The organism is Diplocloster agilis (assembly GCF_019042275.1).
Lineage (GTDB): Bacteria > Bacillota > Clostridia > Lachnospirales > Lachnospiraceae > Diplocloster > Diplocloster agilis.
Map to the genome: position 1 here is coordinate 1 of NZ_JAHQCW010000071.1, position 16093 is coordinate 16093.

At 49.7% G+C, this 16093-nt stretch carries 13 protein-coding genes; 10 read left to right on the plus strand and 3 right to left on the minus strand.

The features are described 5' to 3' along the window. Positions 1-729 precede the first annotated feature (729 nt). From KTH89_RS24090 to KTH89_RS24125, 8 genes are all read left to right on the plus strand, one after another. Positions 730-1437, plus strand: coding sequence for a PIG-L deacetylase family protein (locus KTH89_RS24090; protein WP_158348653.1), 708 nt, complete (start codon positions 730-732; stop codon positions 1435-1437). Positions 1438-1478: 41 nt separating this feature from the next. Further along, the gene (locus KTH89_RS24095) at positions 1479-2435 is read left to right on the plus strand and encodes a sugar phosphate isomerase family (RefSeq protein ID WP_238723397.1); all 957 of its coding nucleotides are present in this window, start codon (positions 1479-1481) and stop codon (positions 2433-2435) included. A gap of 18 nt (positions 2436-2453) precedes the next feature. Continuing rightward, the gene (locus tag KTH89_RS24100) at positions 2454-3437 is read left to right on the plus strand and encodes an ABC transporter permease (RefSeq protein WP_158348654.1); all 984 of its coding nucleotides are present in this window, start codon (positions 2454-2456) and stop codon (positions 3435-3437) included. 18 nt (positions 3438-3455) lie between these two features. Further along, entirely contained in the window at positions 3456-4934 is a 1479-nt protein-coding gene (locus KTH89_RS24105) for a sugar ABC transporter ATP-binding protein (protein WP_158348655.1), read from the plus strand. A 15-nt stretch (positions 4935-4949) separates the two neighbouring features. Continuing rightward, positions 4950-6005, plus strand: coding sequence for a sugar ABC transporter substrate-binding protein (locus tag KTH89_RS24110; RefSeq protein ID WP_158348656.1), 1056 nt, complete (start codon positions 4950-4952; stop codon positions 6003-6005). Between the two features lie 102 nt (positions 6006-6107). Further along, on the plus strand, positions 6108-7172 hold the full coding sequence (locus KTH89_RS24115) for a Gfo/Idh/MocA family protein (RefSeq protein ID WP_158348657.1): 1065 nt from the start codon (positions 6108-6110) through the stop codon (positions 7170-7172). A gap of 80 nt (positions 7173-7252) precedes the next feature. Beyond that, on the plus strand, positions 7253-8293 hold the full coding sequence (locus KTH89_RS24120) for an aldose 1-epimerase (RefSeq protein ID WP_238723398.1): 1041 nt from the start codon (positions 7253-7255) through the stop codon (positions 8291-8293). Between the two features lie 15 nt (positions 8294-8308). After that, a complete protein-coding gene (locus KTH89_RS24125) occupies positions 8309-8779 on the plus strand; it encodes a heme-degrading domain-containing protein (protein ID WP_238723399.1) in 471 nt (156 codons plus the stop codon). A gap of 166 nt (positions 8780-8945) precedes the next feature. Here KTH89_RS24125 and KTH89_RS24130 read toward each other — a convergent pair whose 3' ends face one another. Together KTH89_RS24130 and KTH89_RS24135 are read right to left on the minus strand one after the other, a co-directional pair. Beyond that, on the minus strand, positions 8946-10433 hold the full coding sequence (locus KTH89_RS24130) for a flavodoxin (protein WP_238723400.1): 1488 nt from the start codon (positions 10431-10433) through the stop codon (positions 8946-8948). Between the two features lie 81 nt (positions 10434-10514). Further along, the gene (locus KTH89_RS24135) at positions 10515-11102 is read right to left on the minus strand and encodes a sugar O-acetyltransferase (protein ID WP_238723401.1); all 588 of its coding nucleotides are present in this window, start codon (positions 11100-11102) and stop codon (positions 10515-10517) included. A gap of 375 nt (positions 11103-11477) precedes the next feature. Between KTH89_RS24135 and KTH89_RS24140 the strand changes: the two genes are divergently transcribed. Continuing rightward, on the plus strand, positions 11478-14753 hold the full coding sequence (locus KTH89_RS24140) for a lamin tail domain-containing protein (protein WP_238723402.1): 3276 nt from the start codon (positions 11478-11480) through the stop codon (positions 14751-14753). 123 nt (positions 14754-14876) lie between these two features. On the opposite strand, the gene KTH89_RS24145 is transcribed toward KTH89_RS24140, so the two are convergent. Beyond that, positions 14877-15143, minus strand: a complete 267-nt coding sequence (locus tag KTH89_RS24145; RefSeq protein WP_158348663.1) for an AbrB/MazE/SpoVT family DNA-binding domain-containing protein — start codon at positions 15141-15143, stop codon at positions 14877-14879. A gap of 128 nt (positions 15144-15271) precedes the next feature. Between KTH89_RS24145 and KTH89_RS24150 the strand changes: the two genes are divergently transcribed. Then, positions 15272-15856: a nucleoside recognition domain-containing protein gene (locus tag KTH89_RS24150; RefSeq protein ID WP_158348664.1), complete on the plus strand. Its 585-nt coding sequence runs from the start codon at positions 15272-15274 to the stop codon at positions 15854-15856. Positions 15857-16093: the final 237 nt, after the last annotated feature.

Here is a 16093-nt window from a genome sequence, read left to right on the forward strand (position 1 = left end):
ACGTGAAGTCCGCCGGTCATCCTGAATCCGGCTTTCCGATTCCCCTAAGCGGAGACGCAGCCGCCCTATGCGCCCCCAGGGAGATACAAAAGAACCCGGCCGCCCGTAGTATCCCCGGATACCGCCCACGGTTTCAAGTCCTAAGCAGCGGGCATAGTGCCCCGTGGAAGAACGCCAAGTCAGTGCTACAGCCCCCGGTTCAGAGGCTCTTGCCCGTCGGACGTGAAGTCCGCCGTGCATCCTGAACCCGGCTTTTGGATTCCACTTAGCGATGCCAGCGCAAGTCCTCCGCAATCCCCGGGAGACACCAAAGCGCCCGGCCGCCGAAAGCACCCCCGGAAACCGGTACACACCCCGGCCCAAAGCAGCGGCCGTCCCCAACCCCAAGGAAGAACCTGCATGCGGCGTGTGATGAATATGCGCCCGATAGTTTATTAAAATGATTTTATTATATTTTGTTTTCTTTTAAATTGAGCTGTTTAGGAATTTGATTTTACCTTTAATATCAAGTGATTTTAACATTGAACTGTGAATAATGCACAAAAAAGATGGTTGATATTTGGGCAAATCTTATTTTATAATTGTAAAATAATTTTAAGAAATATATTGACATATGCAACATGCTGCTATATGATAAATATTGTAATCCAGGAATGTGGACATAAAATAAAGTTTTTTTACTAATTTCTGGTAATTGGGATTTTAAAACACGGAAAGGAAGGAACATGAATGAATGTATTAGCAGTCGGATGCCACCCGGATGATCTTGAAATCGCCTGTTCCGGAACACTGGCTAAGTATGTGGAGCAGGGCGCGAATGTATATATGTGCCACGTGGCCAACGGGAATATGGGGCATGTCCAGATTCAGCCCGAGCCCTTGAGGGAGATAAGGACAAAAGAGGCCGAGGAAGCCGGCCGGGTCATCGGCGTAAAGGAAGTTTTTAACCTGGATGTAGGGGATATATTGGTGAATCGGTTCGACACCGGCGCGGTGGACGCTATGGCAGACGTGGTTCGCTATACTAAGCCGGATGTGATCATTACTCATAACGATGCCGATTACATGCAGGATCATATAGAAACCAGCAGGATTGCCTTTAATGGGAGCTTTATCGCTACGCTGGCTCACAAGTCCATCAATTACGCGGCTATCCCGGATTTTATTCCGATTTATTTTATGGATACTCTGGGGGGAGTCGATTTTACGCCAACTCATTATGTGGATATCACGGATCAGATCGAGACGAAATTAAAGGCTCTCGCCTGCCATGAGTCCCAGATCAAATGGATGCTGGAGCACGATCATATTGATTTCCTGGACATGGTCCGCACCTGTTCCAAATACCGCGGGTATCAATGCGGTGTCACCTACGCGGAGGGCTACCGTCCCTGCTGCGTTTATCCGAGAATGACAACGAAACATCTTCTGCCATAAAAGAGGGTTTCGATCAATTACCATAAAAGGGAGGAAAACAAATGAAAATCGATTTTAATTCTACCGTAAAAGGAAGCCTGTTGGAAAACTTTTATCCCCGGGGCTGGGATATGGAGAAAATTGACGCCTGTGTAGACCACGCCCCCGACGAAATCAGCGAGCGCCAGCCGTTCTGGAACGAGGACTTCCAGGTCGCTTCCTGCAAATCTGTGGAGGAGTTTAACGTGAAGTTCGGTCATGAGATCGCGCTGGAAATCAAATCCGCAAAAGACAGAGGACAGAAACTGGCGCTGATTCTGCCGGTAGGCCCCATGGGTATGTATGAGTGGGTGGTCTATTTCCTGAAACAGTGGAACGTATCCTGCGACCATCTCTACTGCTTCAACATGGACGAATGGGCCGACGCGGACGGCAATACTTTGGAGAGCACGAATCCCGCATCGTTCCAGTACGCCATGGAACACGCCTTTTATAATCCGTTGGGAGAACTGACCGTTCCCGTGGATCAGCGCAACTTCGCAACCAGCGATAACCTTCCCACCTATCCGGATAAGATTAAGAAGTTAAAGGAGGAGGGCGCCAGACTGGTAACCGTCTACGGAATCGGCAGAATGTGCCATATCGCTTTCTGGGAGCCTCAGTTCGCCGACGAGTTCGCTACCGACGAAGAATGGAAACAGCAATGCTACCGGAAGGGCGCTAAGCTGCATCCGCTTACCATTGAGCAGAACGCGATCACCAGCTTCAAGAGCAGAACGACTCTGGTCTCCTGTACCGCAAACACCATCGGACCCGGCCTGTTCCTTCAGTCCGACCGGATGATCGGCGGCGCGGACGGCGCTCTTTCCCGCGGAATGCAGTGGCAGGGCATGTCCCTTTGGATGACGCTGCGCTACGGACCTACCCGCTTTGTAACTTCTTCTTATGTTCCTACTCTTCCCGGAACCCTGCTTTATCTGGAAGAGCTGGCCGGACCTCTGGTTGCAGAGTGTAACTAAGTAAAGGAGCAAAAATCTATGGGATCAAAAAGCACAGCCATACATAAAAATAAAAGTTTTCTGGACATGATGGCAAAATTCTCCAAGGACTATATGTCCTTGGTGGCCATCCTCCTGATCGGCATTGTATTTTCCTTTGCCTCCCCTTACTTTTTCTCCAGTTCGAACTTTGCCAATATTTTGCTGCAGTCTTCCACCGTGGGTATCGTGGCCATCGGCCAGGCTCTTTTGATGGTCACCGGCCAGGTGGATTTGTCCTTAGGCTATAACGTCTGTCTGACCGGCTGTATCTTTGCCTATACCATGAAGTTCTTAAGCTGGAACCCCTACCTGGCGATTATTGTGGCTTTGGCGATCGGTTTCGTGATCGGTTCCGCCAACGGCTTTCTGGTAGCTTACTGTAAGCTGCCGGCCTTTATCGCCACCTTAGGCCTCCAAAATATCTGTAAAGGCCTTTCCAAGATCATCACCAACGCCACCCCCATCGCGAATCTGCCCGATGAAGTCGCATTTTTGGGCAGAGGATATGTGGGCGCTATCCCGGTCTGCGTTATCATCATGGTTCTGCTCTACATCCTGTTTTCTTTCATTATGAGAAAGACACGGTTCGGCAGAAATATATATGCGGTCGGCGGAGGCAGAGAGGCTGCGTTTTATTCAGGTATCAATACAAAAATGATGATCTTCCTCTCCTTTGCCATAGCAGGTCTTCTCGCCGCGGTATCCGGCGTGGTTCTGACCAGCCGGTTGAATTCCGCTGCTATCACCAACGGAAACCTCTATGAATTCGACGCTTATATCTCGGCTGCCATCGGCGGAATCAGTCTGACCGGCGGAAAAGGAAAAATTGTAGGCGCCATGTTCGGTTCTATTTTCCTGATCACATTCTTTAACGGAATGACCATGTTAAATGTCGATCCGTTCTGGCAGGATGTCTTAAAGGGCGTTGTACTGATCATCGCCATAGGATTGGATGTGTTCCGGAACCGCAGACGGCACTAAGGGAAGGAGACGTTTCCGATGAAGGATGTCATACTGGAATTAAAACATATAACACAGGAATTTCCCGGTGTCAAAGCCCTCGATGATGTCAGCTTTGAGATTGAACGGGGCAAAATACACGCCCTGGTCGGAGAGAACGGCGCCGGCAAGTCCACGCTGATCAAGGTTCTGGCAGGAATTAATGTGCACTATCAAGGCGAGGTGATTTTTGAAGGAAAGAAATTTTCCGCCAAAACACCAAGCGACGCGCAAAAATACGGAATCAGCGTGGTACACCAGGAATTAAAGCTGTCGGAGACCTTAACGGTAGCCGAGAATATCTTTCTTGGCAATCTGAAGATGAAAAGAGGCCTGGTCGACTGGTCCGGCATGAAGAAAGAGGCCCGGGAAATGTTAGACAACCTGGGCGTGGATCTGGATGTGGATGAACTGGTAGAGCATCTGTCCGTAGCCAAAAAACAGGTGGTGGAGATCTGTAAAGCCATGAACCACAACTGTAAGGTTCTGGTTATGGATGAACCCTCCGCCGTGCTGACCGACAAGGAACTGGATATCCTGTTCCATATCATCGACCAGCTGGTGGCAAAGGGCGTTACCATTATCTATATTTCCCATAAGATGGACGAAATCTTCAAGCTCTGCCATAACGCCACAGTGCTAAGAGACGGCAAGCATATAAAGACCATGCCCATGAAGGACGTAACCAGACAGCAGTTAATCAGCTTAATGGTTGGCCGGGATATGGGTATGGAATACCCCAAAGAGATTATTGAATTAGGGGAAAATATTCTGGAAGTACAGCATCTGACCCGGCCGGGAGTGTTCGAGGATATCTCCTTTACCCTGAGGCGGGGCGAGGTTCTGGGCGTATCCGGTCTGGTGGGCGCCGGACGTACGGAGATTATGCAGGCGATTCTGGGGATCGATAAGGTCTCCGGCGGAACCATTCTATATAAAGGGAAGCCTATGGCGAACCGGAACTTTAAGCAGGCCATCCAAAACGGCATCGGCCTGGTTCCGGAGGACAGAAAGCTGCAGGGCCTGGTACAGATATTCAGCGTAGGCGAAAATATCTGTATGGTAAACCGGGAATGCACGATAAAAGGCGGAATCATCAGCCATAAGCTGACTACCGAAAAAGCGAAGGAGTATGTGGCCAAATTAAATGTCGCCACTCCTGGAATCGATACGGAAGTTCAGTATTTAAGCGGCGGAAACCAGCAGAAGGTCGTTATCGCCAAATGGCTGCTGCAGGACAGCGAAGTATTTATCCTGGACGAACCCACAAGAGGAATCGACGTGGGCGCCAAATCAGAAATTTACAGGCTGATCAACCGGCTTGTAAAAGATGGAAAGAGTGTTATTATGATATCCTCAGAGCTGCCGGAGATCATCGGCATGAGCGACCGGGTTATCGTAATTCACGAAGGTAGATTAGCGGGCGAGCTGAATAGAGATGAGCTCTCCCAAGAAAAAATTATGTCACTGTGTGTTTAAAAAAGGAGGATTCGTATGAAAAAAGTAATGAAAAAAGTTTTAGCACTTCTCTGTGTAACCGCAATGAGCGGCGTTCTTCTGACCGGCTGCGGTGAAAAGGCAGCGGAACCGGCAGCTCCTGCAGACAAAGAGCAGGCCGCGGCTCCCGCAGAGAGCAGCGCTCCGGCATCCGATGAGCAGGCTGCAAGCGATACGGGCGCTAAGAAGAGAATCGGCATCAGTCTGGTATATAAAGGCGACGAATGGTGCGCTGCTGTAGACCAGGAATTCAACAAACAGGCCAGCGAGTTCGGCTATGAAGTGAATATTCAGGACGGTAATCTGGACAATGAGACCCAGGTAAAACAGATCGAGAACTTTATCACGCAGCAGTATGATATGATCGCAGTAGATCCGGCCAGCCCCGAGGGTATTATCCCGGCGCTTGAGAAAGCCTCCGCTGCCAATATCCCGATCGTGGTCTTCGACTCCGCCACAGCTTATGAGGATATCGTATCTTATGTATCCTGGGACAGCTATGAGACCGGTACTTTAATCGGAAAATATCTGCACGATGTCATCCAGAAGGATTACAGCGGAAAAGCGAATGTAGCCGTACTGACCATGTCTACTCCGGTTAACATCGCAGACAGAATCCGCGGAGTGAAGGACGCTCTTAAAGATCTGGACATCACCTACGTAGCAGAACAGGATTATGAGGGCAACCGTGAAAAAGCCGCCAACATCATTACCAACATCAAAGAAAATATTGATTTTGTAGTTGCCGGACAGGACAACGGTGCGTGGGGCGCGGTATCGGCTCTGCAGGCTCTGAATAACAAGACTACGAAGTGCTACTCCATGGGCGCATACGGCGCGGAACCTTTCCAGGCGCTGGTAGATAACAATTCCAATTACGGCGGAACTGTGGCTGTGTCTCCCAGCAAGCTGGTAGCCGCTACTTACGGGGTAATGCAGGATTACTTCGCCGGCAAGACGGACATCCCGGATGTGGTTAATATCGACCTGGATCTGGTTGTACCGGATAACATCAATCAGTATATAGCAGACAATGATATTACGCTGGAGTAAACCCGCCCGGCAGTTCAGGGGCAACAGATAATATAAAGGAAGGGATGCGGTAAAGGAGGTAAACTTCTTTATCTCATCCTTTTTATCGAAAAGGAGTTAACTATGGATCAAGTGGTTCGATGGGGAATTATTGGCGCGGGCGGGATCGCCCGGCGCAGAACAATACCGGCGCTGAATTTGATTTCAAACGCGCAGGTGACGGCGGTTATGGATAAGAATGAGCAGGTGTTGGAGGAACTGCGGGAAGAGTTCGGAATAGAATACGGATATACGCAGGAAGCACAGCTATTGGAGAATCCGGATGTGGACGCGGTATATATCGCTTCCCCGGTAGCCTTTCATAAGGATCAGGCCCGCCGGGTGCTGGACGCCGGAAAGCATCTGCTGATCGAGAAGCCGGTGGCAATGGATGGCCGGGAAACGAAAGAGCTCAGCGATTACGCCGCCGGAAAAGGACTTTGCGCGGGCGTCGGCATGCTGATGCGGTTTCATGGCGGCCATATGCGGATAAAAGAACTTCTCCGGGAAGGAATCTTGGGCGATATCGTGTCCTGCCGGGCCCAGCTGACCTGCTGGTTTCCGAAAATGGAGGGGAACTGGCGGCAGATAAAAGCCATATCCGGCGGAGGCGCTTTGATGGATATGGGTATTCATTGCATCGATCTGCTGCGGTATCTGCTGGACGATGAAGTAGAAAAAGTATGCGGTATGGCGGATCACCGAACCTTTGATTATGAGGTGGAGGACAGCGTTTCCGCAGTTCTGCGGATGCATAAGGGAGCCGCCTGCTATATTGACGCGAATTTTAACATTCCCGACGATGCCGCTCACTGTCCGCTGGAAATATATGGGACAAAGGGCAGCATCATCGCCTCCGGGACAATCGGTCAGGACGGAAAAGGGGAAATTCTGCTTACCCTATCGGATTCGGACAAAGGATACGAAAGCAGCCAGGTCCGCAGTGAATCGGGCGGCGCGCAGAAGCTTGATTTCGAGCATGTGAATATGTATGCGAGACAGCTCGAAGAATTCTCCAACTGTATTTTGAACAGCCTGCCTCCCCGGACTCCGCTTACTGACGCGGTCAAAACCATGAGAGTGGTTGACGCCATATACCGTTCTTCTTCCGAAGAGCGCACGGTTTATCTAAAAGAAAATGCATGGTAATACATAAATGCATGGTAATACATTAGGATATGAAAACTTGAAAGCGGCTAAAAGTTTAGGCTTGAAAGGAAGAGGGACTGTTGGATATTCAATATTTTGGAAAAAGAAATTATGGCTGCCGGATACGGGAATATACGGCCGACGGCCTGCGCTGTGTCAGTTTGGAAAACAACCTGGTCCGGGTAGGGATTTTGCTGGATAAGGGGGCGGATATTTTTGAATTTGTGTACAAACCCCGGGATGTGGACTTTATGTTTACTTCCCCTCTGCCCTTTGCCAAAAATATCATTCCGACGTCGGCGAATCCGGCCGGGAATTTTATGGATTACTATGAGGGCGGCTGGCAGGAAATGTTTCCGGGAATCAGCACCGGCGGCTGCGTCAACAAAGCGTCACTGGGAATGCACGGAGAGGTGGCTCTTCTTCCCTGGGACATAGAAGTGTTAAAGGATGACGTCTCTGAGATTTCGGTACGGCTGCGCGTGCGCACGCTGCGGTTTCCGTTCCTGCTGGCCCGGACGCTGACATTGCGGGAAAACGACAGTACCCTCTATGTGGAGGAACAGATCGATAACGAGGGACGCCAGGAGCTTCCGTATCAGTGGGGGCATCACCCGGCTCTGGGCGGCGGGTTTCTGGACGATTCCTGCGAAATATGCATAGAAGGAAATCCTTCGTTTCAAGCTGTACCGGCGGATCTGGGGCCCACTTGCTGCCTTGCTGCCGGACAGCAGGGAATCTGGCCCACGGCGGTAGGCAGGACCGGTGAGACCGTGGATCTGAGCGCGGTGCGGGGGTTGGACAGTCGGGAGTACCGGGAGTTTGGCCTGTCCGGCTTGCAGGAGGGCGCGTTTGAAGTCAGGAATCACCGGCTGCGGCTGGGATTTGGCATGAAGTGGGATAAGGAGGTCTTTCCCCATATCTGGGTGTGGCAGATGTATGGCGGCGGGGCGGATTATCCGTTTTACGGCAGGGCTTATACGCTGGCGCTTGAAATGTGGAACTCGCTTCCGGGCGGCCTGGAAAACGCTGTGGCGGCAGGCACCGCGCCCCGCTTAAAAGAAGGGGAAAGTATCCGAACTTCCTATGAAGTATTCGTCCGGGATTATCAATCGTTCTAAGAAAAGGAGGTTCCTATGGAAGAAGAACAATTATTGGAGCAGTGTAAGAGGGAAGAAAAAGAGCTGCAGTTCCGCTCATTTTCTCATAAGGATGCGCTGAGGCTGGGAATGGATTTGCTGAAAGCCAGCGAAGAATATCCGGGGATCGTGGGAATCGAGATCCGAATCAACCACGTGACGGTCTTTAAGTATCTGCCGGATGGAACCGGCGCTTTTCACGATATGTGGCTTCGCCGGAAAAGTAATCTGGTGGATGTGCGGGAAATGAGCACACTGCGGGCTTTCGCGGAACTTGCCGTGTCAAAGGAGGATCTGATGAAGGACTGGCTTTTAGACCCTGCGGAGTACGCCGCCTGCGGTGGCGGGTTTCCGATTCGGATTCAGGATGGCAGTGTTGTAGGCTCGATCTGTGTGTCCGGTCTGCCTCATCTTCAGGATCATGCGATTCTGATTGCGGGGATTCGCAGATTTTTGGAGGTACGTTAGACGTTTTATAGCTATGAGCACTTGGCGCCCGTATTTCGGGCGCTTATTTTTTGAGGTATGAAAAGTAGTCTGTGAGAGTAAGAGAGATTTTTCTTTTTGGTAATATCCCGAACATATTTACCGGATGTAGAAATGGATCGGGGAAGAGGACTAAAAGACAGACGTTTTAATACCAATCATGTTTCTCTCCCCGGTCAAGGGCATTCATCTTTGCCATCTCCTCCTCCGTGAGCGAAAAACCGAAAAGATCTAAATTCTCCCTGATGTGGTCCGGATTGCTGGAGCCGGGAATCACCACGACACCTTTTTGGAGATTCCAGCGCAAAATGACCTGGGCAGAGGACACGCCATGGGCTGCGGCAATCCCAGAGATGGTTTCATCCCCCAGCAGTTCCCCGGTGTGGCCCCGTCCGCCCAGCGGATACCAACCCTGTACAACAATACCCAGGTCTTGGATATAGGGGATTACATCATTTTCCTGATAATAGGGATGGATTTCATTCTGCACTAATGCGGGGGTTATCGAAACCTGCGGCAGGAATTCGGTCAACTCCTCCACATACCAGTTGGATAATCCGATCGAGCGGATTTTTCCGTCGGCAACGGCCTGCTCCATTGCTTTATAGGCTTGCACATCATTTTCACCCGGATGATGAAGGAGCATCAGGTCAATGTATTCAACCCCCATTCTTTCTAAGGACTCGTCGATGGCTTCAGCGGCATTTGCAAACTGGTTCGGATAAAGCTTGGTTGTGACGAAGACTTCATCTCTCGGCACGCCGGATTCGCGGACGGCCTTCCCCACGGCCGCCTCGTTGTGATAGATATAAGCGGTATCAATCAATCTGCCGCCGGCTTCCAACAGGGCGCTGACGGAAGATTCACATTCTTCGTCCGATAAGCTGTAAGTGCCAAGCCCTAAAATAGGCATTTCGTAGCCGCTGTTTAACAACACGGTTTTTGTTTCGAAGTTAAATGTCCCAACGGTGTTTTCTGGTGAAAGATTCAGGTTATCTATCCACTTCTGTATGCTCTCTTTTGATGTCCCCGCTGGAAACCGTTCGCCCGGCTTCCATGTAACCGTATCCGGGCAGAGGCTGTGCAAATCTGTATCACTGGAACCAATGCCGCTGCTATGGGAGGTGCAAAAGGGAACAATGGTTTTTCCGCTGAAATCATAGCTCTCCAGAAAGGTGCTGATGATCCTTGGCGCTTTTCCATGCCAAATAGGATAACCGAGAAGCACGGTGTCGTAGTTTTCCATATTTTCAACAGAGCCTGAAATTGCAGGACGGGCGGATGGGTCGCTTTGTTCCTGGTTTGCACGGCTCGACGAATTGTTATAGTTCAAATCCTCCTGTGTATAGGGCGTTTCGGGGATTATCTCATAAATATCAGCCCCCAAAATATCAGCCGCGTATTGTGCGAGCTTTTCTGTCGTTCCACTACAGGAAAAATATGCGATTAAAACCTTAGTTTGCTTCTCGGTGTTTATTACGTCTGGTGTAACGTTATCGGGTAAATTCGTTGATAATTCAGGGGTTGTCTGTACGACAGCCGTTGGTTCCGGCTGCTGCACTGGCGCTTCCTTACTGCAAGCCACAAGGCTAAGTGCCGTTAGCAGCACGCAAAAACAAGTTATCACACGTTTCATCTTAGTTCCTCCATTCAAAAATGTTCCTAAATACACTTATAGTTATTTAATCCTACATGAAATACAGAAAATTTAACTTCCTTACTGTCCGGAAACCTGTGCGGCTTCATTGACCCGGATAATCTTAGCCGGCACGCCTCCTGCAATGACATTGGGCGGTATATCCTTAGTTACAACCGCACCGGCCGCTATAATGGCTCCATCTCCAATTGTAACGCCGGGTGTCACAGTAACATTTGCACCAATCCACACCTTTGCGCCAATCAAAATAGGTTCCAAGTGGCTCGTTGCCCGCCGTTCCGGGGCAAGATCATGGTTGATGGTGGCCAGCACCACATGATGGCCAATCAGAGTTCCATCTCCAATGGTAATGCCGCCCTGATCCTGAAAACAGCAGCCGCTGTTAATAAAAACCCGTTTGCCAATGGTGATATTTTTCCCAAAATCCGAGTAGAACGGGGGAAACATCGTAAAGCTCTCATCGACAGGCTTGCCAATGAGCTGTTCCATCAGCCCACGGATTTCTTCCGGTGAATGATACCCCATGTTAAGCTGTGATGTTATCCGAAGTGCCTGTTGAGAAAACTGAAGCATCATTTGGTGCAGTTTAGAACCGCCCTCGACTACTCCGCTATTTCCCAGATAACTCAAATATTCTTCTAACTCCAATGCTGTATACTCCTTATCGATAGAATTTCTGTAAGATACATCTTTGCGCCTCTCACAATTTTATTTTACTTTTCAGGAATAGAAATGTAAAATACTTAGATTTAATAACTAGTTATTCCCAAAATAAATAACTGTTTGCGATATACCATTCCAAAAGATACCATACCTAAACCAATACCTATACCATAAAATGGAAGCGGTTTCGTGAAATTACGAGGTATGATTGCCCTTTCGTATCCCATAACCGGAAGACAGTGGAAGCAGTCTTGGTTTACTTTAATTTTACGTATGTTTGATATGAATTTGAAACTAATATGCTATTTCTATTTAGACTGAGAAAATCAGGAATAACCAGGAGAAAAGAAAGGGCATATTATGAAAAGAAGTAAGAGGAGTACATGGATTCGCGCGCTTGGCATAATGGAATTGATTATTTTCGTGTCGTCGCCAATACAATACGCACAGACGGCAAACGCTGCGGAAACAGAAAATACCGTTTTTATTAATGAGATCGAATCGGATGACGCGAATGGCGGAAATGACTGGGTTGAGATCATGAATGCAGGGGAAACGGATGTAAACATCAGCGGCTGGTTCGTATCCGATGATAAGGAGCTGGAGCGTCTGGAAGATGGCAGCGCATGGCGTATTGCCGAGGGGACCGTGCTGGAAGCAGGGGCGGTTCTTGTTTTGGAGGATGGCTTAAACTTCGATTTTGGGCTTGGTAAAAATGATAAAGTTGTATTGTATGACGCAGACAGCCAGGTTCTGGACTTCTATGAGTGGACCGGCCATGCGGCCGGGACCTATTCGCGTGTTCCGGACGATACAGGCGAATTCACAGACCAGGTGGCCACAAAAGGCCAGTTAAATATCACCGGCGGCGAAGGTGGAGAGCCGGAGCCCGAAAGCGGTAAGGCCGTTATTAATGAGATCAATTCCGCGCCGGATGACTGGGTTGAATTTATAAATGCAGGTACAGGAGCGATCGATATATCCGGTTATGAAATCCGGGATAATTCGGATGACCACCGATGGAAATTTCCGGACGGGACGAGTCTGGACCCGGGTGAATTGCTTCTGGTGAGCGCGGATACGGTTGGCCGGATCTATCAAGACCAGACCGATACCTATGAGGAAGGCGCATTTCAGGAGGCGATCGGAATAGGCTCCGGAGACTCTATCCGGCTGTATGACAGTGAGGGTACTCTTCAGGATGAGTATACATGGACGGAACATGCAAGCTATGAAGGAGACCAGTCCGCCGCTTCTTATGGACGGTATCCGGACGGGACAGGATCATTTACCTTAATGCCGGAAACACCTGGACAAAGCAACAGCTGGTACGAGCCGACGGTAGTAATCAATGAAGTGGAGTCCAACGGAGACGCCACAGACTGGGCAGAGGTGTACAACGTGGGATCCACGCCGGTGGATTTGAGCGGCTGGTATCTGCTGGACAATGATCCCGTGGGACATGCTGCGGATGTAACACCTGTAGCAGAAGGGACGGTTCTTAATCCGGGAGAGTATTTTGTATTCGATCAAATGGAACATTTTACGTTCGGCCTGGGAAAAGCGGACCAGGTGTCGATTTATAACAAAGACCGTATAATGATCGCGGAATTTGCCTGGGAGGATCACGCGAACGGAGTTTTTGCACGGATTCCTGATGGTACCGGAGAATTTGTTGATTTTGCGGTAGCTACAAAAGGAGAAGCAAATATCATAAAAAATCCTGTGGTTTTGAACGAGATACAGTCAAAGGACCCGCAGGGCGGGCCGGACTGGATAGAACTTGCCAACAATACGGAAGCGGAACTGGATATATCCGGTATTGTGATCAAGGATGACGATGATACCCACGAATATGTCATACCTGAGGGGACAAAGATTCCGGCCAATGGATTTATCGTATTTACGGAGAATGATTTTGGATTTGGCCTTGGGAAAAATGATAGGGTCCGCCTGTTTGAAAATGATCTGCTCATTGCGGATACAACCTGGGTGGATCAGACAAATCCTACCTGGGGATTATATCCGGATGTGAATGGTAAGGAGTATAGAAACACAAAAGAAGCAACTCCGGGCGGAGCCAATGTATTTGACGGAATACCGGAAGTCATAGCATGGCCGGGCAGGGAAGAAGTGGCTGTCTTTGATGCGGAACCTACTTTTCTGGAAGATTCATCGGGATTAGATTGTTATAACGGCCAGTTATATGCGGTGGACAACGGGACAGGGACGTTCTGGATATTAGATATGGCCGGGGATGGAACGCTAACTTTTGCAAAAGGTTTTGAAAACGGTAAGCGGGTCCGTTTTAAGAAAGACGCGGATAACGCTTCGGCTGCCGGGCCGGACGCGGAAGGAATCAGCGTAGATGCAGAAGGGTATGTATACATTGCTTCAGAACGTGACAATTCTGCCAAAGGTGTCAACTACAATGTGATTCTGAAAGTGAATCCGAAGGAAGAAGGTCCCGATTTAGTTGCGTTACAGGAGTGGGATCTGACAGCATCCCTGCCCCAGGTCGCTGCAAATACCGGTATCGAATCGGTAGAATGGGTTTCTAATAAAGAGGTTACGGACAAGCTCTATGACCAGAACACGAATGCCGGATTTGACGCAGAGAATTATCCGGGCGCGGTTGCGGACGGCGTATTCTTCGTGGCCCTTGAAGATAACGGCCATGTATATGCTTACGTGTTAAATGAGGATGGAAGCTCCGTACAGATCGCGGATATCGACAGTAAGCTGGGAGGAGCCATGGCGTTAGATTACGATACCTATGAAAAGGTACTGTGGGTGGCGGCGGATAATGGCTTCGGCAACCGGGCGGCCATTGTGACCTTCACAGGTGAGGCAGACCCGGCGGTCATTCATGTAATGCCTGCCGGCGGTGTGGATGTCACCGGTAATAACGAGGGTTTCGCAATTGCGGAAGCGAGATATACCAGGGACGGCCAACGACCGGTATACCGTTTTCAGGACGGGGTAAAATCGGGAGCGTTGACGATTGGCTCCATCGCATGTGACTACAAGGACACGACGGTACCGGTGACGTACCCGATACTTGAGGGTGCGGATCAGACAGTAGTTCAGAATTCAGACGGGACAGCAGTCATTCGGGTAAATGCAGATATAAGCAAGTTTGTAAGCGTAGCCGTAGACGGAAATACGGTGGACGGTTCAAATTATAAAGTTACGGAAGGCTCAACGATTGTTACCTTCACGCCAGAGTATCTGTCCGCCCTATCCGTTGGGCCCCATGCGGTTGTAATTAACTTTATAGATGGAACAGCAGCCACATCCTTGACCTTATCAAAGGCTTCTGAGGATCATAAACCCGGTGGCGGCGATCATAACGGTACGGTTCCCGATGATAATAATACCGGCACAACGCCGGCTCCCGATGATAATACCGGTACAACGCCGGAGGGTGACAAGAATAGCGGCACAGACAGCAATACGAATAACGATAGTACTACAGATTCTACTACGGATTCTAATAACGGTTCCACGGAAAAAGCGGCGGCGCCGGACACTGGAGATCATGCGCCTATCGCCTGGCTGTTCGTATTGGCGGCGGGAGCGGGCTGTATTGCGGTTATCTTTAAACGGAAATGTTGCTCCGGCCGGAAAGTATAATCTGTCAAATGGAATTAAAGATGCAATAATTACAGAACAGCCGGAGGGTTCGACCTCCGGCTGTTCTAAATTTCTATTCTATTTCATTGTGCGGGGAGGTACAAGCAAGTCAGATTCCGACGCTCATTCCTCTTCAATTCTCAAGCCAGCCAGCTGCGCCAACTTCCGGATAGAATTCTTTGATACTTTCTTTCCTTTGAAGTCAACCAAATCTTCCGATTCACCTGTAAAAATATCGCAGGGGTCGTAGCGCTGCAGGATTATTTTATCCTCCTGCACGAAGATCTGTAAAGCATCACGTTCCTGTAGATGCAGCGTTTTGCGTAGTTCCATAGGTAAGGTTATACGGCCCAGCTCATCCAGGCGGCGGACAACACCAGTATCTTTCATAAACGCACCTCCCTATATTTAGTATTAGATCCCTATATTTTTATTATAAATTTATTTGTTTTAGATAGCAACCACATATTTGAGATGCAATTTTCATATAGTGTAAAAAAATAGCAGCGGGAGTCTCTATGCTGAATTATTTATGGGGATTTATGATTGTGATCGGCGTCGTATACGGCGCGATCAACGGTAAGATGCCGGAGGTTTCCAATGCGGCTCTGGATTCTGCCCAGGAGGCCGTCACGTTATGCATTACCATGGTGGGTATTATGTCTATGTGGGTGGGACTGATGGAGATTGCCAAAGATTCGGGCCTGATCCAGGCCGCCACGAGAAAAATCCAGCCGCTGATCGGTTTTTTGTTTCCGGACGTTCCCAAAGACCACGAGGCCCGGGAGCACATTACGACGAATATAATAGCGAATTTCCTGGGGCTGGGCTGGGCGGCTACGCCGGCCGGCCTGAAAGCCATGAAATCTCTAAAGGAGCTGAACGGGGACAGCAAGGTGGCCAGTGTTGATATGTGTACCTTTCTGATCGTCAATATCTCGTCCCTGCAATTAATTCCGGTGAACATTATCGCCTACCGGAGCCAGTACGGCTCGGTAAATCCCACTTCGATCGTGGCGCCGGCCATTGTGGCCACTCTGGTCTCTACCATCGTGGGGGTAACCTTCGCGAAGATCATGGGCAGAAAAAGGGGAAGGCCATAGGGGAATGCTCCGGGCAGCCGGATTCATTTGTGTCTATCCGGGGACTTCTGTATACCCAATGCTTACGGCTTGGAACCGCGGGCGCTATCCGGGGACGCTCCGGGCGGCCGGGTTCTTTTGTATCTCCCCGGGGCGCGGAGGGCTTGCGCTGGAATACGCTAAGTGAAATCGGAAAGCCGGATTCAGGAACCGAGCCTATTCACCAGGAACACATGAGGTGTTCCCGGTTCAGAGGCT